Origin of the sequence: Streptomyces erythrochromogenes (assembly GCF_040684695.1) — a bacterium.
GTDB lineage: Bacteria > Actinomycetota > Actinomycetes > Streptomycetales > Streptomycetaceae > Streptomyces > Streptomyces erythrochromogenes_C.
The window spans coordinates 1-18,632 of record NZ_JBFBGM010000028.1; the positions used below are offsets into that span (position 1 = coordinate 1).

Below are 18,632 nucleotides of genomic sequence, written 5' to 3' on the forward strand. Positions count from 1 at the left end.
AACTCCTTGAGCACCGCTTCGGTCACGTTGAAGGAGTCGTGGGAGACGAGCGTGACGGTCTTGGACTTCGGGGCGTCGCTGGTGCCCGCGGTCTTGTCCTTGGCGTCGCCGCCGCCGCAGGCGCCGAGCGTGGTGACGCCCAGCGCTGCCGCGAGCACGGCGCCCGCGATCTTCTTGGTGGTGCTCACTGGTGATTCCTCCTGGGATGACCAGGAGAAGACGCGGCCCTGCCCGGCGCTCTGTGGGAGCGGACGCCGGGCAGGGCGCAACAGCTTGAGTGGTGACCGAACTTCCTACCCCGAATGACCGGGGCGAGGTTCAGAGGGTCTGCGGATGACGGATACCGCACTCTCAGCGCTGTGGCGCTCCCCTGTCGGAATATGCAATTGGTTCGGCCACAGGGTACCCCGTGGCCGAATGTGACCGGCCAGAACCGGACGCTAGCGCTCCGAAGCGGCCAGCTGGCCGCACGCGCCGTCGATCTCCTGGCCCCGGGTGTCCCGTACGGTCACGGGCACGCCGTGCCGGGCGATGGCCTCCACGAAGGCCTTCTCGTCCTCGGGGCGCGAGGCGGTCCACTTGGAACCGGGCGTCGGGTTCAGCGGGATCAGGTTGACGTGTACGCGCTTGCCCTTGAGCAGTCGGCCCAGCAGGTCGCCGCGCCAGGCCTGGTCGTTGATGTCGCGGATCAGGGCGTACTCGATCGAGATGCGGCGGCCGGACTTCTCGGCGTACGTCCAGGCGGCGTCGAGGACCTCGCGGACCTTCCAGCGGGTGTTCACCGGGACCAGGGTGTCGCGCAGCTCGTCGTCCGGCGCGTGCAGCGAGACGGCGAGACGGCACTTGAAGCCCTCGTCCGCGAAGCGCAGCATGGCCGGGACCAGGCCGACGGTGGAGACGGTGATGCCGCGCTGGGACAGGCCCAGGCCGTCGGGCTCCGGGTCGGTGAGCCGGCGGATGGCGCCGACGACGCGGTTGTAGTTCGCCAGGGGCTCGCCCATGCCCATGAAGACGATGTTCGACAGCCGGGCGGGGCCGCCGGGGACCTCGCCGTCGCGCAGCGCGCGCATGCCGTCGACGATCTGGTGCACGATCTCGGCGGTGGAGAGGTTGCGGTCCAGGCCCGCCTGGCCGGTGGCGCAGAACGGGCAGTTCATGCCGCAGCCGGCCTGCGAGGAGATGCACATGGTGACCCGGTCGGGGTAGCGCATGAGCACGGACTCCACGAGCGTGCCGTCGTGCAGCTTCCACAGGGTCTTGCGGGTGGTGTCGTCGTCGCAGCTGATGTGCCGGACGACGTTCATCAGGTCCGGGAGGAGCTCCTGCTGGAGCTTGGTCCGGGAGCCCGCCGGGATGTCCGTCCACTCGGCCGGGTCGTGCGCGTAGCGGGCGAAGTAGTGCTGGGAGAGCTGCTTGGCCCGGAAGGGCTTCTCGCCGATCGCGGCGACGGCCTCGCGGCGCTCGGCCGGGGTCATGTCGGCGAGGTGCCGGGGCGGCTTCTTGACCCCGCGGGGAGCGACGAAGGTGAGCTCACCCGGAGCGGGACGGGGGGCCATGCGGTACTCCTCAGTACGACGAGGTGGGGGTCACCCCGCGCGTGCAGGGCCGGTCCGCGGCTCGGCCGCTGGACGGAAAGGGCGCGCCGCGTACACGCGGCGCGCCCTCCAGGATAACCCGACCGGGACCGGTCAGCCGGTGCCGACGAAAGCGGCCAGCAGCAGCCACACCACCGGGGCGGTGGGCAGGAGCGAGTCCAGCCGGTCCATGATGCCGCCGTGCCCCGGCAGCAGGGTGCCCATGTCCTTGATGCCCAGGTCCCTCTTGATCATCGACTCGCCCAGGTCGCCCAGGGTGGCGCTGACCGCGACCGCGAGGCCGAGCAGCAGGCCCTGCCACCAGGCGCCGCCGTCGATCAGGAACTCCATGCAGAGGGCGCCGGCGACCATGGCGAAGGCCACCGCCCCGAACAGTCCCTCGCGGGTCTTGCCGGGGCTGATGCGCGGCGCGAGCTTGGTCCTGCCGAAGCGCCAGCCCACCGCGTAGGCCCCGGTGTCGCTGACCACGGTCAGCAGCAGGAAGGTGATCACGCGCTGCGGTCCGTCGTCGGCGGTGAGCAGCATCGCGACGAAGGTGGCCAGGAAGGGCACGTAGAACGCCGCGAAGGCGCCCGCCGTGACGTCCTTGAGGTAGTCCTCGGGCGGTTCGGTCATCCGCCACACCAGGACGGCCAGCACGGTCAGTGCCATGGCCACCCAGGCGCCCTCGGCCCCCCGGACGTATCCGGCGATGACCATGGCGGCGCCACCGACCGCGAGCGGGACCAGAGGGGCCTTGATGCCCTTCTTCTCCTGCAGGCGGGAGGTGAGCTCCCACAGGCCGACGACGACGGCGACGACCACGACGCCGACGAAGACCGCCTTGACGATCAGGAGCGATGCGAAGATCACCGCGCCGAGACCGACCCCGACCCCTATCGCGGCACGCAGGTCCCGCCCCGCCCGCTTCTTCTGCGGCGGGGGGGAGGAGTCCTGCGGGTGCTCGGCATGCGGGGGCGGGGGGCTGGGCATGGGCTCCTGCGGCGGCGTATCGGCGCGGAAGAGGGGACCGCCGTGCGGGGCGGCCCCCCGATCGCGTGCTTCCCGGTCGTCGAAGTCACGGCCGGCGGCATCGGGCACGATGGGCATGGGCCGAGTGTGCGGGCCCACCTGCGCATCGTATGCGGGACCCGCCGGAACCGGCTCCGGCTGCCAGGAAGAGTCGTTCATCAGACTTCGAGGAGCTCGGCTTCCTTGTGCTTGAGGAGCTCGTCCACCTGCGCGACGTACTTCGCGGTGGTGTCGTCGAGCTCCTTCTCCGCGCGACGGACCTCGTCCTCGCCCGCCTCCTTGTCCTTGACGAGCTTGTCGAGGGCGTCCTTGGCCTTGCGGCGGACGGAGCGGATGGAGACCTTGGAGTCCTCGGCCTTGTTCTTGGCGACCTTGATGTACTCCTTGCGGCGCTCCCCGGTGAGCTCGGGGAAGGTCACCCGGATGATGCGGCCGTCGTTGCTCGGGTTGACCCCGAGGTCGGAGTCGCGGATGGCCTGCTCGATGTTGCGCAGCGCGGACGCGTCGAACGGCGTCACGATGGCCATGCGCGGCTCGGGAACCGCGAAGGAGGCGAGCTGGTTGATGGGCGTGATGGCGCCGTAGTAGTCGGCGACGATCTTGTTGAACATCGCCGGGTGCGCACGGCCGGTGCGGATCGCGGCGAAGTCCTCCTTCGCGACGACGACGGCCTTCTCCATCTTCTCCTCGGCCTCGAGGAGGATTTCTTCGATCACCACGTGCTCCTGCATGTCTTGAATGGATGGTTCGGGCGGGCGGGCGGGCCGGTCGGGGCCACCCGGACCGGCAGCGGACTGCTCAGGCCCGGGTTTCCTGGTCGCTGACGAGCGTGCCGATCTTCTCACCCTTGACGGCGCGGGCGATATTGCCCTCGGCGAGCAGCTCGAAGACGAGGATCGGCAGCTTGTTGTCACGGCAGAGGGTGATCGCGGTGGCGTCGGCGACCTTGAGGTCGCGCGAGAGCACCTCGCCGTACTCCAGCGCGTCGAACTTCACCGCGTCCGGGTTCTTCTTCGGGTCGGAGTCGTAGACCCCGTCGACGCCGTTCTTGCCCATGAGGAGGGCCTCGGCGTCGATCTCCAGGGCACGCTGGGCGGCCGTGGTGTCGGTGGAGAAGTAGGGCATGCCCATGCCGGCGCCGAAGATGACGACGCGGCCCTTCTCCAGGTGGCGCACGGCGCGCAGCGGGATGTACGGCTCCGCGACCTGGCCCATGGTGATGGCCGTCTGCACGCGGGAGTCGATGCCCTCCTTCTCCAGGAAGTCCTGGAGGGCGAGGCAGTTCATGACCGTGCCGAGCATGCCCATGTAGTCGGACCGCGCGCGGTCCATGCCGCGCTGCTGGAGCTCGGCGCCTCGGAAGAAATTGCCGCCGCCGATCACGACGGCGATCTCCGCGCCGTCGCGGACCACCGCGGCGATCTCACGCGCGATGGCGTGGACGACGTCGGGGTCGACGCCCAGTCCTCCGCCACCGGAGAAGGCCTCGCCCGACAGCTTCAGCATGAAGCGGCGGCCCTTCTTGAACTGGTCGCTCTTGTCGTCGGATGCGGTGTGGGGGTCCACGCCCTGATTCATGGAGATCTCCTCGTGCACATACGAAGAAGGCCATTGCCGGTGGGTCCTTGCGGTTCCCTCTTCGGCAATGGCCTCCTCGTCAGATCTGCGGTCGCCTCGCGCAAGCGCGGACGACTGCTTCAGACCCTACCGGGGTCCGGTGTCCGTCGCGTACGGACGGACTCAGATGCCGACCTTGATGCGGGTGAAGCGCTTCAGGGTGACACCGGCCTCGTCCAGGACCTTCTGGACGGACTTCTTGTTGTCCAGGGCGTAGGCCTGGCCGAGCAGCGTGGCGTCCTTGAAGAAGCCGTTGACGCGACCCTCGACGATCTTCGCGATGGCAGCCTCGGGCTTGCCCTCCGCGCGGGTGACCTCTTCGGCGATGCGGCGCTCGGACTCGACCTTCTCGGCCGGGACGTCCTCGGCGGACAGCCACTGCGGGGCGAACGCGGCGATGTGCTGCGCGACGCCGCGGGCGACCTCGGCGTTCTCCTTGTCGAGCTCGACCAGGACGCCGATCTGGAACGGCAGGTCGGGCATCGTGCGGTGCATGTACGCGGTCACGTAGCCGCCGGAGAACTGCGCGAAGCGGTCCAGGACGATCTTCTCGCCGAGGTTGGCGTTGGCCTCGTCGACGAAGGCGGTGACGGTCTGACCGGGCTTGATCTCGGACGCGAGCAGCGCCTCGATGTCGGCCGGGGAGGTGGCGGCGACGTGCGCGGCCAGCTCGTTGGCGACGGCCAGGAACTTCTCGCCCTTGGCGACGAAGTCGGTCTCGCACTTCAGCTCGACGATGACACCGGAGGTGTTGTCGTCGGCGATGAGGGAGACGACGGCACCGTTCTCGGCAGAACGGCCCTCGCGCTTGGCGACGCCCTTCTGGCCCTTGATGCGGAGGGCTTCCTGGGCCTTGTCGACGTCACCGTCGGCGTCCACGAGCGCGTTCTTGCAGTCCAGCATGCCGGCGCCGGTGAGCTCGCGGAGCTTCTTGACGTCAGCGGCGGTGTAGTTCGCCATGAGTCTGTGATTCTCTCTCGAAGTCGTAGATCTACGGGTGAACGGCGGAGGCGCCGCGCTCGTGGCGCGGCTCCCCCGCCGTCATCGTCCGTGCTGTGAGTGCCCGGCGCGTGAACACCGGGCGCTCTCAGTGGGTCAGGCCTGCTCGGCGTCGGCGGCCGGGGCCTCGACGGCCGGGGCGGCCTCGGCGTCGGCGGCCGGGGCCTCGTCAGCCTTCTTGTCACCCTCGAGCAGGTCGCGCTCCCACTCGGCGAGCGGCTCGGCGGCGGCCTTCTCGCCCGGCTTCGAGTCACCGGTCGCAGCGCCGGAGCGGGCGATGAGGCCCTCGGCGACGGCGTCGGCGATCACGCGGGTGAGCAGGGTGACGGAACGGATCGCGTCGTCGTTGCCCGGGATCTTGTAGTCGACCTCGTCGGGGTCGCAGTTGGTGTCGAGGATCGCGACGACCGGGATGTGCAGCTTGCGCGCCTCACCGACGGCGATGTGCTCCTTCTTGGTGTCGACGATCCAGACGGCGCTGGGAACCTTCGACATCTCGCGGATACCACCGAGGGTCTTCTCCAGCTTGGCCTTCTCGCGGGAGAGGACCAGGAGCTCCTTCTTGGTGAGACCCGAGGCGGCGACGTCCTCGAAGTCGATCGCCTCAAGCTCCTTCAGACGCTGGAGGCGCTTGTAGACGGTGGAGAAGTTGGTGAGCATGCCACCCAGCCAGCGCTGGTTGACGTACGGCATGCCGACGCGCGTCGCCTGCTCGGCGATGGCCTCCTGGGCCTGCTTCTTGGTACCGACGAACATGATGGAGCCACCGTGCGCGACGGTCTCCTTCACGAACTCGTAGGCGCGGTCGATGTACGACAGCGACTGCAGCAGGTCGATGATGTAGATGCCGTTGCGCTCCGTGAAGATGAAGCGCTTCATCTTCGGGTTCCAACGACGGGTCTGGTGACCGAAGTGGACGCCGCTTTCCAGCAGCTCCCGCATCGTGACGACGGCCATGGCCATCTCCTTGGTTTCTCGGTTTGGTTCCTGACGCCCCACCGCGCCCTGCCCCCATGAGGGGACCGAGAGACGCTGCCACCTGGCCGTTTCGGGCTGGTGCCGGGGCGTGCGAAGTCGACCCGGTGACCCGGATCGCCACAAGAAGTGTACGGGACCCGGCGGTATGCCGGGTGACGCCGTTGTCCACAGCGCCCGGACCGTCCACAGCCCGGCCCGCCGCCCCCGGGGACCGCGGGAGGCTGCGGTGCATGACGACACTGCTGCTCAGCCTGCTCCTGGCCGCCCTGGCCCTGCCGCCGGCCCCGCCGTCCCCGCAAGCCGGGTCGGCCGGGCCGCCGGTCCGCCCGCTGCCCGCGCCGCTGGCGGTGGTGCGCTGGTGGGATCCGCCCCCGACCCCGTACGCGGCCGGCCACCGCGGGGTGGACCTGGCCGCGCCGGTGGGCGCGGAGCTGCGGGCGGTCGCCGCCGGCCGGGTCCACCACGCCGGGCAGGTCGCGGGCCGCGGGGTCCTCTCCCTCGCCCTGCCGAACGGTCTGCGCACCACGTACGAGCCGGTCCGGCCGCTGGTCGCGGAGGGTGAGGAGGTCGCGGCGGGGCAGGTGGTGGCGGTACTCACGGAGGGGTCCCACTGCCCGGAGCCGTGCCTGCACTGGGGCCTGCTGTCGGGGGAGGCCTACCTCAACCCGCTGGCGCTGCTGGCCCGGCCCACTCCGCGCCTGCTGCCCGGAACGGGGCCGCTTCCCGGGCCGGGCCCCGGCTCCGGCCCGGCGGCGGGCGGCCCGTGAGGCGCGGCGTGCCGGCGCCGGCGGCGGGGCTTCAGCCCCGGACGCCCCGCAGGGCGATGGCGAGCGCCGTCTCGGTGATGACCTCGGGGTCCTCGGCCGCGCCGAGCTCGATGCGGCGCACGGCGGCGTCCACGACCCCCTGGAGCAGCATCGCGGCCAGCCTCGGCTGCTCCTGACCGAGTGCGGCCAGGGCCTCGACGATCATCGCGATCAGCCCGCCGTGCGCGGCACGGATCTTCTCCCGGGCCCCGGCGTCCAGCTCACTGGCCGAGATCGCCACGACCGCCCGGTGCCGCCGGTCCCCCACGAGGGCCAGCTGGCTGCGCACGTAGGCCTCGACCTTCGCCTCCGGCGCATCGGCCCGTTCCATCGCCGCCTCGATCTCGGCGGCCCATACGGGGAAGTCCACGGCGCACAGTTCTTCGACCACGGCCGCACGGGAGCGGAAGTACTCGTACACGGAGGACCGGGCGAGTCCGGTCCGCTCCGCCAGGGCGGGGAAGGTCAGGGCCTCCGTACCGCCTTCGGACAGCAGGGAGCGCGCGGCGTCCAAGAGGGCGCCGCGCTGCATCGACCGGTGCTCGGCCACGGAGGCCGCTCGAATCCTGGGCACACGTCCACTCTACGGAGGTACCGCAAGCTCACCGCCCCACATCTGCCAACTTTGCGCGTAGTTGCAGCACGGACTTGGTGTGGATCTGGCTGACCCGGCTCTCGGTGACGCCCAGCACGTTGCCGATCTCGGCCAGGGTGAGCCCCTCGTAGTAGTAGAGGGTCACCACGGTCTTCTCCCGTTCGGGCAGCGTGTTGATGGCCCGGGCCAGCAGGCGCCGCAGTTCGCGGTCCTCCGCCACCTCCACCGGGTTGTCGGCGGCCGTGTCCTCCAGCGTGTCCATCAGCGAGAGGCGGTCGCCGCCCTCCCCGCCGACGTGCAGCAGCTCCTCCAGGGCGACCACGTTCGCCAGGGACAGCTGGCTGAAGACCGTGTGGAGGTCCTCCACCCCGATCCCCATCTCCCCGGCGACCTCGCTCTCCGTCGGGGTGCGCCGCAGCTGGGCCTCCAGCGTGGCGTAGGCCCGCTCCACGGCCCGCGCCTTCTGCCGGACCGAGCGGGGGATCCAGTCCAGCGCCCGCAGCTCGTCGATCATGGCGCCGCGGATCCGGGTGATCGCGTACGTCTCGAACTTGATCGAGCGTTCGATGTCGAACTTCTCGATGGCGTCGATCAGCCCGAAGACCCCGGAGGAGACGAAGTCGGCCTGCTCGACGTTGGGCGGCAGGCCCACGCTGACGCGGCCGGCCACGTACTTCACCAGGGGCGAGTAGTGCAGGATCAGCTGCTCCCGCAGCCGTTCGTCACCCGAGGCCTTGTACGAGCGCCAGAGCACCTCCAGGGACGAGGGCGCGGTGGACCGCACGCTGCCGCGGGCAGCGGGGGGCACCGCAGCGCGGTCGGACCCTGAGGTGTGCTGGGGCATGCGTCGCCTTTGCCGGAGCCGGATTCCTTGGGAGCGTAGCGTGACGGAAGTGTCGCGGTGCGCGAAGAGTACGGGATGGCGCGGGGGCCGAGGGGCGCCCCGGCTCGCGCGGGCGACCCGGGACCGGCGCCTCGCGCACGGTCCCGGCGACTGCCACCGGGAGGACCGCGTCTCTCATCGGTTTCACTCTTTCACCGGAAGTCCCCAGGTCAACGACCGCCTCGCCGGGGAACCCGGGTTTGCGTGCCCTCTCCAGCCGTATTCGCGCTCAACCGCCAGCCGTCGCCCTGCCGTTCGACGAACCCCAGAGAGTGAAGTTCGTACAGTCTGCCGATGACTTCATCGGTGCCGGTGCCCGCGGCAAGTGCCAGCTCGGCCGCGGTCGCCGGGCGTCCGGCCGGGAGGGCTTCGAGCACGCGGGCCGTGTCCCGGTCCAGCAGGTCGCGGGCGAGCACCGGGCCGCGCCGCTCGGGCGCCAGCTCCCCCATGGAGCCGACGAGTTCGACCACCTCCGCGGCGTCGGTGACCACCACGGCCTCACCGCCCCTGAGCAGTTCGTGCACGCCTGCCGAGAGTCCGCTGGTGGCGGGCCCGGGGACACCCATGGTGAACCGCCCGAGCCGCTGGGCCCGCCGGGCGGTCACCAGGGAACCGCTGCGGTGGGCGGCCTCCACGACGACGGTGCCCCGGGTGAGGGCGGCGATGACCCGGTTGCGCAGGACGAACCGGCTGGGCGTGGGATGGCTGCCGGGCGGCAGCTCCCCCACGACCAGCCCCTGGCGGGCGATCCGGCCCAGCAGCCCGGCGTGTCCGCGGGGATAGGCGACGTCCACCCCGCAGGCCAGCACCGCCGCGGTCGCGCCGCCGGAGGCGAGGGCCCCGCGATGGGCGGCGCCGTCGATGCCGAAGGCCGCACCGGAGACGACGACCCAGCCCCGTTCGGCGAGGCCGGCGGCCAGCGTCTGCGCCATGTGCGCACCGTACGGGGTACAGGCCCTGGCCCCGACCACGGCGACCGAACGCAGCGCCCAGGTACGCAGGTTCGGCCGGCCCCGGAGCCAGAGCCCGACGGGGCGTTCGTCCCCGAGGTCGTCCAGCTGCGTCGGCCACTGCGCCGACCCCGGGAACACGAACCGGCCTCCCGCGCCGGCGGCGAGCTCCAGGTCCCGGCGGGGGTCGGCCAGCGCCGCCCGCCTGCGGTACGCGGCGAGCCGATCCGGCCCCACCCCGGGCGGAGACGGCCACTGCGTCTCCGGGCCGGTCAGCAGCCGGAGCAGCCCCGTGGCGCCGTGCTCCCGGATCCAGCGCCCGCCGTGTGCGTCCCCGGGCTCCAGCACCCGTGTCAGCGCCGCCCGGGCCAGCTGCTCCTCCTCCCCGGCGGCGCTCATGTCCCGGCCTCCGTCAGCGACATGGCCCCCCGGGCGACGCCGGTCCGCAGTTCCAGCGCCACGGCCACGTCGAGCGCCTCGGGCCGGTCCCGCCCCCGCAGGTCGGCGACGGTCCAGGCGACCCGCAGGACCCGGTCCAGGCCGCGCGCGGTGAGCAGCCCCCGCTCCAGTTCCCGCTCGGCCTGTGCCGGAGCCCCCGGGGCCGGCCGCCAACGGGTCCTCAACTCCTGCCCGGGCACTTCCGAGTTGAGCCGCCATGGAGTGCCGGCGAGCCGGGCCGCGGCGCGTTCCCGGGCCTGGCGCACCCGGTCGGCGACCACCTCGCTGGACTCGCCCCGGCCGCCCTGTCCCAGCAGGTCGCTGCGGGTCACGGGTTCCACCTCCACCCTCAGGTCGACCCGGTCGAGCAACGGCCCGGACAGCCGTGCCTGGTAGCGCCGGATCACCGAGGGCGGGCATTCACATCCCGCCCCGTGCACGGTGTGCCGCCCGCAGGGGCAGGGATTCGCGGCGAGGACCATCAGGAACCTCGCGGGCAGCCGTACCACCCCGGCCGCGCGGGCGATGACCACGTGCCCCGATTCGAGGGGCTGGCGCAGCGCGTCCAGCGCCCTGCTGTGGAACTCCGCGGCCTCGTCCAGGAAGAGCACCCCGCGGTGGGCGAGGGAGACCGCTCCGGGCCTGGGCACCCCGGTCCCGCCGCCCACCAGGGACTGCATGGTCGCCGAGTGGTGCGGCGCGCAGTACGGCGGCCGGGAGACCAGTGGCTCGCCGGGCGGCAGGATTCCCGCGACCGAGTGGACCGCCGTGACCTCCAGGGAGTCCTGCCGGGTGAGCGGCGGCAGGATCCAGGGCAGCCGCTCGGCCAGCATCGTCTTGCCGGCGCCGGGCGGCCCGCTCAGGAACAGGTGGTGCCCTCCGGCCGCCGCGACTTCGAGGGCGCGGCGGGCCGTGTGCTGCCCCGTCACATCGGCGAGGTCGGGGAAGTCGGCGCAGTCCCCGCCCGGGCGGCCCGGGGCGAGGCCGGTGCCCAGGCCGGCCCCGGGAACGAGCAGACCGGCCAGCATCGGGTCCGGTCGGCCCGCCGGCTCCCCGGGATCCTCCTCGGGCACCTCCCCGTCGGTCAGGACGGCGATCAGCTGCCGCAGGCTGCGCACGCCGAGCACCGAGACGTCCGGCACGAGCGCGGCCTCGGTGGCGCACTGCTGCGGCACGACCACCTGCCGGTAGCCCGCCTCGGCCGCGGCGAGGACGGCCGGCAGGATGCCCCGGACCGGGCGCACCCGCCCGTCCAGCCCCAGCTCGCCGATCAGCACCAGGTCGGCGATGGCCGCCGGGTCGACCACCTCGGCGGCCCCGAGCACCGCGATCGCCACGGCGAGGTCGAAGCCGGCGCCCGCCTTCGGGACGGAGGCCGGGCTCAGCCCGACCGTGAGCTTCTTCTGCGGCCAGGCCGCGCCGGAGTTGACCACGGCGGCACGCACCCGGTCCCGGCTCTCGACGAGGGTCTTGTCCGGCAAACCCACCAGGGTGAAGGCCGCGACTCCGGGCTCCAGGTCGGCCTGGACCTCGACCACCACGCCGTCGACGCCGACCAGGGCCACGGAGCAGGCCCGCGCGAACCCCATCAGGCCACCCCCCTGACGTGTTCCACCAGGGGCGCGCCGCGCCGCGGCAGCAGGACTCCGACGAGGTCGATGCGGACCCCGCCCGGCGGTGGTCCGCCGTGGTCGGCGAGCCATCGCCCGGCGAGCCGGCGCAGCCGGTCCGCCTTCGCGGCCCGCACGGCGGCCATCGGATGCTCGAAGTCCCCCGTGCGCCGGGTCTTGACCTCGCACACGACGAGGGCGTCCCCGTCGCGCGCGACGATGTCGATCTCCCCGCCGCGGCACCGCCAGTTCCGCGCGATCACGGTCATCCCGGCCTCGGTCAGCCGTCGTGCCGCGAGCTCCTCGCCGTACCGCCCCATCGCCTGCCGTGCCACGCTCTTCGCGTCCATCGGGCACCACCTCCGGCACCCACGCTCCCGCGTCCCCGCCCACCGTGTGGATCTTGGTGGACAACCCGGCGTCTGTGGACGGTCCCGTCACCCGTGCGGGTGAGGCGGCTCAGCTCCCGGGCAGTTCGAGGTCGGTCTTGTTGAGCTCCTCGATGTTCACGTCCTTGAAGGTCAGCACGCGGACCTGCTTCACGAAGCGGGCCGGCCGGTACATGTCCCAGACCCACGCATCGGCCATCGAGACCTCGAAGAACACCTCGCCCTGGACCGAGTGCACCTGCATCTCGTAGTCGTTGGTGAGGTAGAAACGGCGTTCGGTCTCGATCACGTACTTGAACAGCCCGACGACGTCGCGGTACTCCCGATAGAGCTTCAGCTCCATCTCGGTCTCGTACTTTTCGAGGTCCTCGGCACTCATGGCATGTTCCCCTTCAGCCGTGCGTCCCCCTATTGTGCGCCAGCGCCGTGCGCCCCTAAACGATTTCCGGGGCCAGGACCACCGGCGCACCCGGAGGACCCTCGTCGAGCAGCGTGCGGAGCAGCTCGGCGAGCCTGGTCGGGTACACCGTCTCACGTGCCGCGAGAAGTTCCTCGGAGGTCCACCACCTGGCTCCGGTGACGCTGCGCCGCTCCAGCTCGGTCAGACCGCCCATCCAGGTCGTGGTCCGGCTGGTCCGGGCCAGGAAGTACCACTCGTCCTGTTCCCAGCGGCGGCCGTCGAAGGGGAAGGAGCAGAAGCGGTGCCACAGCACCGGCCCCAGCTCCACCTCGGTGATCCCGGTCTCCTCCGCCAGCTCGCGCAGCGCGGCCTCGGCCCGGGTCTCCGTCCCTTCGAGGCCGCCGCCCGGGGTGAACCACCAGTCGTCCGAGGGGTCGGCCGGTTCGAAGCCGTGCAGCAGCAGGATCCGGTCCGCCGGGTCGAGGAGGATCACCCGGGACACCTGCCGGGGGGCATGGCCGCCGGCCGGTTCAGGCGACACCGGCCCGCTCCCGCCGTCCGCGCCCCAGGATCCGTACGAGGGGCCCGTACGCGGCCCCCAGCACCACCAGGGCCGCCCCGGCGGCCACGGCGGCCACCTGGAGCCGGAGCGGCCCGTGCCCGGAGATCCCGCCGGGCAGGGCCGCGTACGTCTTCGGGCGCTCCAGCATCGCCATGGAAGGCCAGGCCAGGGCGTCGACGCGGGCGCTGACGGCCGACCGGGGCACGGTCCCCTGCCCGGCCTCCTGGAGGTGGGCCCGCGAGTCCAGCGAGGCGGCACGCCGGTCGCCCAGCAGGAAGAGGTTCCCCTCGGGGACCGTCACCTCGAAGGGGGTCCCGGGGGGCGGGGCCTGCCCGGGCGGCATCGCGAGGCCCGAGTCCGGCCGGCTGGTGTCGGCGTAGGGCTCGTCCAGCGGGGTGCCGTTCACGGTCAGCCCGCCCTCGGCCCCGCAGCACTTCACGGTGTCGCCGCCGATGCCGACGACCCGCTTGACCATGGGCGAATCGCTCCACATGGAATCAGTGAAGACGACCACGTCGCCGCGGCGCACCTCGGCGCCGTCGATGCGCTGCGCCAGCACCCGGTCGCCCGGGCGCACCGTCGGCATCATCGAGTCGGTCGGGACCGTGTAGGGCTGGTAGACGACCGCCCCCCACACGAAGCCGCCGAGGAAGAGCGCAAAGCCGATGGCCACGGCGATCCCCGACAACACGTTGCCGAGGCCGCCGCGGCCGTCCTTGCCACTGCGTATCGCTTCTGTTCCGCCCATTCCAGCGCCCCCACATCGGGATCGTCGACCTGGGCGGCACCCTACCCGTCGGTACGGCCGCCGGTCAGCTTCCGGCGACGCCACATCACCAGCGGGACCGCTCCGGCGAGCCCCAGCGCGGCCGGGCCGAGTCCGACGGGCGCCAGTCCGGCGGCCCCGAGGCCGAGCGCGGTGGCCGCGGCCTGGTTGCCGATGCCCGGCTGGTCGAAGGTGTCCGGGATCGGCAGGGTGGACCAGCGGGTGACCGGCCACGCGATCACGACGGCCCGCCCGACGACCTTGTCGACCGGCACGAAGCCCCCGGTGGAGTCCTGCATGTGGTAGCGGGAGTCCTGGGAGTTCTGCCGGTGGTCGCCCATCACCCAGATCTTGCCCTCGGGCACCTTGAGCGGGCCGAAGGGGGCGTCGTCGCACGGGGTGTTGCCGGGGTAGATGTACGGCTCGTCGAGCGCCTTGCCGTTGACGACGACCGGTCCGCCCTTCTTGCACTCGACCGTGTCACCGCCGACGGCGATGGTCCGCTTGATCAGGTCCTTCTCCTCGGCGGACGGCATGAGGCCGATCCAGCTGAGGGCCTTCTGCACGATGTTCGGCTCCGGCGTGGGCTCGCCCGAGAGCCAGTTCGCCGGGTCGTGGAAGACCACGACCTCGCCGCGCTCCGGCTCGGAGCCGAACCACGGCGTGAGCTTGTCGACCAGCACCCGGTCCCCGCGCTGCAGGGTGTCCTGCATCGAGTCGGAGGGGATCGAGAACGCCTGGACCAGGAAGGTCTTGATCAGCAGGGCCAGCAGCAGCGCGATGCCGATGAGGAGCGGGAGCTCCTTCCAGAAGGAGCGGTGCGGCTTCTCCAGAGCGCCGTCCTCCTCGGTCTCGTGCGCGACGGCGTCGTCCGGCCGCTCCTCGCCCTCGTCGCGTCCGGACCGTGCGCCCACCGCCACGTCCCCCACATCCACTCCTCACTCACGTTCGCCGCCCGTGCCGAACCTGACACGGGCTCTCCCCTCCCTTAACGAGCGGGAGTTCCCTAAGGCGCGGGAGACCGAGGACACACTATGCGAACGTCACGCCCGTGCGGCGTCGCCTGCGGCCGCGTCCCTCGCGGCGCGCCTGATCGGGCACCATGCGGAAGGTCGCGGGCTGCTCCAGACGGGTCCAGTGCCCGAAGGGCCAGGCGATCACCACGGCCTCTCCGACGACTCCGTTCTCGTCGATGGTGCCCTCGAAGGCCTCGTCGAGATGGAAGCGGGAATCGGCCGAATTCGCTCGGTGGTCGCCCATGACGAAGAGCCTTCCGGCGGGCACCTGCACCTCGAAGGGGATGTCCGACGGCGTGTTGCCCGGGTTGACGTACGGCTCTTCGAGCGGCGAACCGTTGACCGTGACCCGGCCCCGGGCGTCGCAGCATTTGACGGTGTCGCCGCCGACGCCGATGACGCGCTTGATCAGGTCCTGTTCGTCGGCCGAGGGCAGCAGGCCGATGAAGGTCAGGGTCTGCTTGATCTGCTTGACCACGACCGGGTCCTTGGGGGGCCGGGCCGCCTCGCCCTTGAGCCAGCCGCCGGGGTCCTTGAACACGACGATGTCGCCGCGCTCGATCTTGGAGCCGAACCACGGCGTCAGCTTGTCCACGAGCACGCGGTCGCCGATCCGGATGGTCTGCTCCATCGAGCCCGACGGAATGAAGAAGGCCTGCACCAGGAAGGTCTTCAGGAGCAGGGCTATGCACAGCGCCACCACCACGAGCAGCGGCAGTTCGCCGGCCCGGCGCGTGCGGCGGCGCCGCCGCACCTTGCGGGCGAGCCGGCGCCGCTGGGCCCGGCCGCCCTCCGCCACGAACGGCTGGGGCTCGCGTTCGGGCTCCCGCTGCTCGGGCTCGGGCTCGCGCCGGCTCCGGGCCCGTCCGCGCGGCTGCGGCTCGGGCTCGGGCTCGTCGTCGAGCCAGTCCCGGGGGCTCCGCGTCCGCCCGCGCGGCTCCGGTTCGGGCTCGCGCTCCCGTCGGCCCCTCGGCCGCCCCCGGCTACCCATGGCCGCCGCCGACGGCGCCCCAGCGCGACACCGGCCAGCCGATCCAGTCGGCCCGCCCGATCACCTTCTCCACCGGCACCATCCCCCCGCCCGGTTCCCCGAGGTGGTCCCGTGAGTCCCGGGACTGGGAACGATGGTCGCCCATGACCCACAGGGTCCCCAGCGGTACGACGATCCGGAAGGGCACCTTCGAGGGGGCGTCCCCGGGATACAGGTACGGCTCGTCCAGCGGGACGCCGTTGACCGACACCCGCCCGCCCGCGTCGCAACAGACCACGTCGTCACCGCCCACGCCCACCACCCGCTTCACGAAGTCGGTGTCGGAGGGCTCCGCGAGCCCGAGCGCCGAGGCGGCGCCCTGCACCAGGTCGCCGACCGGTCCGCCGCCCGCGCGTTCCCGCACGAAGGAGCCCGTGCCGTCGAAGACCACCAGGTCCCCGCGGCGCGGCTGATCGCCGAAACGGTACGCCAGCTTGTTGACCAGTACCCGGTCGCCGACCCGGAGCGTCGGCTCCATGGAGTGGCTCGGGATGAGGAAGGGCTGGACGACGAAGTTGCTGAGCAGCAGCAGGAAGACCGTGCAGATCACACCGAGTGCCCCGGCCCGGCGCCAGGTCAGCTGACGCCCGGAGGGCCGGTCCGCGTCGGATCCCTCCGAGGGCGTCCCGTCGGCCGTCCGGGAGAACGCAGAACGCGGCCACCCTCGCCCCTCGCGGGGGGAAGAGTGACCGCGCTGCGTGTGAGGTGCTTCGGTGTCCATCGTGGGGCGAGCCTATCCGGCCGCCGCCGGACACCGGAGGCGACCTTACTTGTCGCGCTTCTCCTTGATCTTCGCGGCCTTGCCGCGGAGCTCACGGAGGTAGTACAGCTTCGCACGGCGGACGTCACCGCGGGTGACGAGCTCGATCTTCTCGAAGATCGGGGAGTGGACCGGGAAGGTACGCTCCACGCCGACGCTGAAGGAGACCTTGCGAACGGTGAAGGTCTCGGAGACACCGGCGCCCTGGCGGCGGATGACGACACCCTTGAACTGCTGGATACGGGAGCGGTTGCCCTCGATCACGCGGACGTGCACGTTGATCGTGTCACCCGGGCGGAAGGCCGGGACGTCCGAGCGGAGCGCGGCGGCGTTGACGCCATCGAGCAGGTGAGACATGTTCTTCGTCTGCTTTCTTCGCATGACGCCACAGGTCGCCAGTGCGGGTTTCCGTAGAGAATTCGGGAGCCGTGCCACTCGGCGGCCGACGGTCCCCCTGTGGCAGGGGCGTCCGGCGAGCACACAGCAGCCGCCTATTCTTCCACGGCCTGCGGCCTGCGCCAAAATCGGCCGTCCGGCGACGGCTGCCAGCCCAGGATCGACAGCATCTCGCGGTCCTTCTTGTCGAAGGCGGAGGCCTCGCAGCGCTCGATCAGGTCGGGGCGGTTGGCCGCGGTCCGGCGGAACGCCTCGTCCCGGCGCCACCGGGCGATCTTGCCGTGGTGGCCGCTGAGCAGCACGTCGGGGATGTCCCGCCCGCGCCACACCGGCGGCTTGGTGTAGACGGGCCCCTCCAGGAGGTTCGCCATCTCGCCGGGCGCGAAGGAGTCGTCCCGGTGCGACTCGGCGTTGCCGAGGACCCCGGGCAGCAGCCGCGCCACGGCCTCGGTGACGACCAGGACGGCCGCCTCGCCGCCGGCCAGGACGTAGTCGCCGATGGATACCTCGTACACCGGCATGCGCGTGGCGTACTCGTCCATGACGCGGCGGTCGATGCCCTCGTAGCGGGCCGGCGTGAAGATCAGCCACGGCCGCTCGGAGAGCTCGACGGCCAGCTCCTGGGTGAACGGACGGCCGCTGGGCGTGGGGACCACCATGACGGGGCCGCGCGCGCCGGCCTCGTACCCGTCGGCCAGCGCCTCGTCCAGCGCCTCGCCCCAGGGCTCGGTCTTCATGACCATGCCGGGGCCACCGCCGTACGGGGTGTCGTCGACCGTGTTGTGCCGGTCGTGGGTCCAGTCCCGCAGGTCGTGGACGTGCACGTCCAGCTGTCCGCGGGCGCGCGCCTTGCCGACGAGCGAGACGTTCAGCGGTTCCAGGTACTCGGGGAAGATCGTGACGACGTCGAGCCGCATCAGGCGTCGCCCTCGGTGCTCGCGCCGGTGCTCGCGTCGGTGCTCGCGGCCTCGGCGTCACGGGCGGAGGCGACTTCGGCGCGGTCGTCGATCAGCCCCGGCGGCGGGGTGATGACGCAGCGCTGCTCCTCCAGGTCGATCTCGGCGACGATCTCCTCGACGAAGGGGATCATCACCTCGGTGCCGTCGGGGCGCTCGACGATGAAGAGGTCCTGCGAGGGCAGGTGGGAGATCTCGGTGATCCGGCCGATCTCGGTGCCGTCCTCGAGCACCACGTCCAGGTCCATGAGCTGGTGGTCGTAGTACTCGTCCTCCTCCTCGGGCAGCTCCGCCGGGTCCACGTCGGCGATGAGGAGGATGTTGCGGAGGCCCTCCGCGGCGGTGCGGTCCTTGACGCCGGCGAAGCGCAGCATCAGCCGGCCGCTGTGCACACGGCCCGTCTCGATGGTCAGCGGGCCCGCCGAAGCCGGTTCGGTGCGCAGCACGGCGCCGGGGCTGAGCCGCAGTTCCGGCTCGTCCGTGCGCACCTCGACGGTGACCTCACCCTTGATGCCGTGGGCGCGGCCGATCCGCGCGACTACCAGCTCCACTGTCTGTGCCTCTCCTGTTCAGACGACGACGGGCCGGGGCGGGCACGTATGCCCTCCCCGGCCCGTGCCGGTGATTCAACTGCTCAGCGGACCTGGTCCACGTCGACGAGGTCGACGCGGATCCCCCGGCCGCCGATGGCGCCCACGACGGTGCGCAGAGCACGTGCGGTGCGGCCGTTGCGGCCGATCACCTTGCCGAGGTCGTCGGGGTGGACCCGGACCTCGAGCACCTGTCCGCGGCGCAGGTTGCGCGAGGCGACCTGCACTTCGTCGGGGTTGTCCACAATGCCCTTTACGAGGTGCTCAAGAGCCTCCTCGAGCATG

At 71.8% G+C, this 18,632-nt stretch carries 22 protein-coding genes and 1 pseudogene; 1 reads left to right on the forward strand and 22 read right to left on the reverse strand.

Annotated elements, in window-relative coordinates:
• The 7 genes and pseudogenes from AB0O53_RS30900 to rpsB form a co-directional block, all read right to left on the reverse strand.
• Positions 1-188 (reverse strand): annotated as a pseudogene (locus tag AB0O53_RS30900) (thiamine ABC transporter substrate-binding protein); the annotation flags it as partial.
• A 252-nt stretch (positions 189-440) separates the two neighbouring features.
• Positions 441-1,556 carry a dual-specificity RNA methyltransferase RlmN gene (rlmN, locus tag AB0O53_RS30905; RefSeq protein WP_350987709.1) on the reverse strand — a complete coding sequence of 372 codons (1,116 nt, stop codon included), beginning with the start codon at positions 1,554-1,556 and terminating at the stop codon, positions 441-443.
• Positions 1,557-1,688: 132 nt separating this feature from the next.
• Positions 1,689-2,765 carry a phosphatidate cytidylyltransferase gene (locus tag AB0O53_RS30910; protein WP_350987710.1) on the reverse strand — a complete coding sequence of 359 codons (1,077 nt, stop codon included), beginning with the start codon at positions 2,763-2,765 and terminating at the stop codon, positions 1,689-1,691.
• Positions 2,765-3,322 (reverse strand): ribosome recycling factor, encoded by a 558-nt coding sequence (gene frr / locus AB0O53_RS30915; protein WP_030028670.1) that lies wholly within the window; start codon positions 3,320-3,322, stop codon positions 2,765-2,767. The genes AB0O53_RS30910 and frr overlap by 1 nt, the downstream gene beginning before the upstream one ends.
• A gap of 82 nt (positions 3,323-3,404) precedes the next feature.
• Complete coding sequence (gene pyrH / locus AB0O53_RS30920) at positions 3,405-4,184, reverse strand: UMP kinase (protein ID WP_030028671.1); 780 nt, start codon at positions 4,182-4,184, stop codon at positions 3,405-3,407.
• Positions 4,185-4,346: 162 nt separating this feature from the next.
• Positions 4,347-5,183: a translation elongation factor Ts gene (gene tsf, locus AB0O53_RS30925; RefSeq protein ID WP_350987711.1), complete on the reverse strand. Its 837-nt coding sequence runs from the start codon at positions 5,181-5,183 to the stop codon at positions 4,347-4,349.
• A 135-nt stretch (positions 5,184-5,318) separates the two neighbouring features.
• On the reverse strand, positions 5,319-6,179 hold the full coding sequence (gene rpsB / locus AB0O53_RS30930) for a 30S ribosomal protein S2 (protein ID WP_350987712.1): 861 nt from the start codon (positions 6,177-6,179) through the stop codon (positions 5,319-5,321).
• A gap of 251 nt (positions 6,180-6,430) precedes the next feature.
• On the opposite strand from rpsB, the gene AB0O53_RS30935 reads away from it, so the two are divergent.
• Positions 6,431-6,967 (forward strand): M23 family metallopeptidase, encoded by a 537-nt coding sequence (locus AB0O53_RS30935; RefSeq protein ID WP_365200045.1) that lies wholly within the window; start codon positions 6,431-6,433, stop codon positions 6,965-6,967.
• Between the two features lie 31 nt (positions 6,968-6,998).
• Here AB0O53_RS30935 and AB0O53_RS30940 read toward each other — a convergent pair whose 3' ends face one another.
• The 15 genes from AB0O53_RS30940 to AB0O53_RS31010 form a co-directional block, all read right to left on the reverse strand.
• Positions 6,999-7,556: a TetR/AcrR family transcriptional regulator gene (locus AB0O53_RS30940; RefSeq protein WP_350988376.1), complete on the reverse strand. Its 558-nt coding sequence runs from the start codon at positions 7,554-7,556 to the stop codon at positions 6,999-7,001.
• 52 nt (positions 7,557-7,608) lie between these two features.
• Positions 7,609-8,445, reverse strand: coding sequence for an RNA polymerase sigma factor WhiG (gene whiG, locus AB0O53_RS30945; protein ID WP_350987714.1), 837 nt, complete (start codon positions 8,443-8,445; stop codon positions 7,609-7,611).
• 209 nt (positions 8,446-8,654) lie between these two features.
• A complete protein-coding gene (gene dprA / locus AB0O53_RS30950) occupies positions 8,655-9,833 on the reverse strand; it encodes a DNA-processing protein DprA (protein ID WP_365200050.1) in 1,179 nt (392 codons plus the stop codon).
• Complete coding sequence (locus AB0O53_RS30955; RefSeq protein WP_365200052.1) at positions 9,830-11,461, reverse strand: YifB family Mg chelatase-like AAA ATPase; 1,632 nt, start codon at positions 11,459-11,461, stop codon at positions 9,830-9,832. The genes dprA and AB0O53_RS30955 overlap by 4 nt, the downstream gene beginning before the upstream one ends.
• Positions 11,461-11,832: a YraN family protein gene (locus AB0O53_RS30960; protein WP_350987717.1), complete on the reverse strand. Its 372-nt coding sequence runs from the start codon at positions 11,830-11,832 to the stop codon at positions 11,461-11,463. Before AB0O53_RS30960 ends, AB0O53_RS30955 begins: the two co-directional genes overlap by 1 nt.
• 109 nt (positions 11,833-11,941) lie before the next feature.
• Positions 11,942-12,250 (reverse strand): DUF2469 domain-containing protein, encoded by a 309-nt coding sequence (locus AB0O53_RS30965; protein WP_008737534.1) that lies wholly within the window; start codon positions 12,248-12,250, stop codon positions 11,942-11,944.
• Between the two features lie 55 nt (positions 12,251-12,305).
• Positions 12,306-12,812: an NUDIX hydrolase gene (locus AB0O53_RS30970; protein WP_350987718.1), complete on the reverse strand. Its 507-nt coding sequence runs from the start codon at positions 12,810-12,812 to the stop codon at positions 12,306-12,308.
• A complete protein-coding gene (gene lepB, locus AB0O53_RS30975) occupies positions 12,802-13,581 on the reverse strand; it encodes a signal peptidase I (RefSeq protein WP_365200055.1) in 780 nt (259 codons plus the stop codon). The genes AB0O53_RS30970 and lepB (AB0O53_RS30975) overlap by 11 nt, the downstream gene beginning before the upstream one ends.
• 41 nt (positions 13,582-13,622) lie before the next feature.
• Positions 13,623-14,519 carry a signal peptidase I gene (gene lepB / locus AB0O53_RS30980; protein WP_350988378.1) on the reverse strand — a complete coding sequence of 299 codons (897 nt, stop codon included), beginning with the start codon at positions 14,517-14,519 and terminating at the stop codon, positions 13,623-13,625.
• A 112-nt stretch (positions 14,520-14,631) separates the two neighbouring features.
• Positions 14,632-15,606 carry a signal peptidase I gene (lepB, locus tag AB0O53_RS30985; RefSeq protein WP_403140494.1) on the reverse strand — a complete coding sequence of 325 codons (975 nt, stop codon included), beginning with the start codon at positions 15,604-15,606 and terminating at the stop codon, positions 14,632-14,634.
• A complete protein-coding gene (gene lepB / locus AB0O53_RS30990; protein ID WP_350987720.1) occupies positions 15,599-16,366 on the reverse strand; it encodes a signal peptidase I in 768 nt (255 codons plus the stop codon). Before lepB (AB0O53_RS30990) ends, lepB (AB0O53_RS30985) begins: the two co-directional genes overlap by 8 nt.
• 45 nt (positions 16,367-16,411) lie before the next feature.
• Entirely contained in the window at positions 16,412-16,762 is a 351-nt protein-coding gene (gene rplS / locus AB0O53_RS30995; RefSeq protein WP_030823745.1) for a 50S ribosomal protein L19, read from the reverse strand.
• 134 nt (positions 16,763-16,896) lie between these two features.
• Complete coding sequence (gene trmD, locus AB0O53_RS31000) at positions 16,897-17,718, reverse strand: tRNA (guanosine(37)-N1)-methyltransferase TrmD (protein ID WP_350987721.1); 822 nt, start codon at positions 17,716-17,718, stop codon at positions 16,897-16,899.
• The gene (gene rimM / locus AB0O53_RS31005) at positions 17,718-18,308 is read right to left on the reverse strand and encodes a ribosome maturation factor RimM (RefSeq protein ID WP_365200060.1); all 591 of its coding nucleotides are present in this window, start codon (positions 18,306-18,308) and stop codon (positions 17,718-17,720) included. Before rimM ends, trmD begins: the two co-directional genes overlap by 1 nt.
• A gap of 83 nt (positions 18,309-18,391) precedes the next feature.
• Complete coding sequence (locus tag AB0O53_RS31010; protein ID WP_030011889.1) at positions 18,392-18,631, reverse strand: RNA-binding protein; 240 nt, start codon at positions 18,629-18,631, stop codon at positions 18,392-18,394.
• Between the last annotated feature and the right edge of the window lies 1 nt (position 18,632).

Excerpts from the sequence above, each read along its gene's own strand:
- tsf (WP_350987711.1), bottom strand. The coding sequence starts at position 5,183 with ATGGCGAACTACACCGCCGCTGACGTCAAGAAGCTCCGCGAGCTCACC.
- AB0O53_RS30960 (WP_350987717.1), bottom strand. The coding sequence starts at position 11,832 with ATGGACGCGAAGAGCGTGGCACGGCAGGCGATGGGGCGGTACGGCGAG.
- AB0O53_RS31010 (WP_030011889.1), bottom strand. The coding sequence starts at position 18,631 with ATGCTCGAGGAGGCTCTTGAGCACCTCGTAAAGGGCATTGTGGACAAC.
- rpsB (WP_350987712.1), bottom strand. The coding sequence starts at position 6,179 with ATGGCCGTCGTCACGATGCGGGAGCTGCTGGAAAGCGGCGTCCACTTC.
- rplS (WP_030823745.1), bottom strand. The coding sequence starts at position 16,762 with ATGTCTCACCTGCTCGATGGCGTCAACGCCGCCGCGCTCCGCTCGGAC.
- whiG (WP_350987714.1), bottom strand. The coding sequence starts at position 8,445 with ATGCCCCAGCACACCTCAGGGTCCGACCGCGCTGCGGTGCCCCCCGCT.
- rlmN (WP_350987709.1), bottom strand. The coding sequence starts at position 1,556 with ATGGCCCCCCGTCCCGCTCCGGGTGAGCTCACCTTCGTCGCTCCCCGC.
- AB0O53_RS30955 (WP_365200052.1), bottom strand. The coding sequence starts at position 11,461 with ATGGGGTTCGCGCGGGCCTGCTCCGTGGCCCTGGTCGGCGTCGACGGC.
- lepB (WP_350987720.1), bottom strand. The coding sequence starts at position 16,366 with ATGGACACCGAAGCACCTCACACGCAGCGCGGTCACTCTTCCCCCCGC.
- lepB (WP_403140494.1), bottom strand. The coding sequence starts at position 15,606 with ATGGGTAGCCGGGGGCGGCCGAGGGGCCGACGGGAGCGCGAGCCCGAA.
- pyrH (WP_030028671.1), bottom strand. The coding sequence starts at position 4,184 with ATGAATCAGGGCGTGGACCCCCACACCGCATCCGACGACAAGAGCGAC.
- trmD (WP_350987721.1), bottom strand. The coding sequence starts at position 17,718 with ATGCGGCTCGACGTCGTCACGATCTTCCCCGAGTACCTGGAACCGCTG.
- lepB (WP_365200055.1), bottom strand. The coding sequence starts at position 13,581 with ATGGGCGGAACAGAAGCGATACGCAGTGGCAAGGACGGCCGCGGCGGC.
- dprA (WP_365200050.1), bottom strand. The coding sequence starts at position 9,833 with ATGAGCGCCGCCGGGGAGGAGGAGCAGCTGGCCCGGGCGGCGCTGACA.
- AB0O53_RS30965 (WP_008737534.1), bottom strand. The coding sequence starts at position 12,250 with ATGAGTGCCGAGGACCTCGAAAAGTACGAGACCGAGATGGAGCTGAAG.
- AB0O53_RS30910 (WP_350987710.1), bottom strand. The coding sequence starts at position 2,765 with ATGAACGACTCTTCCTGGCAGCCGGAGCCGGTTCCGGCGGGTCCCGCA.
- AB0O53_RS30935 (WP_365200045.1), top strand. The coding sequence starts at position 6,431 with ATGACGACACTGCTGCTCAGCCTGCTCCTGGCCGCCCTGGCCCTGCCG.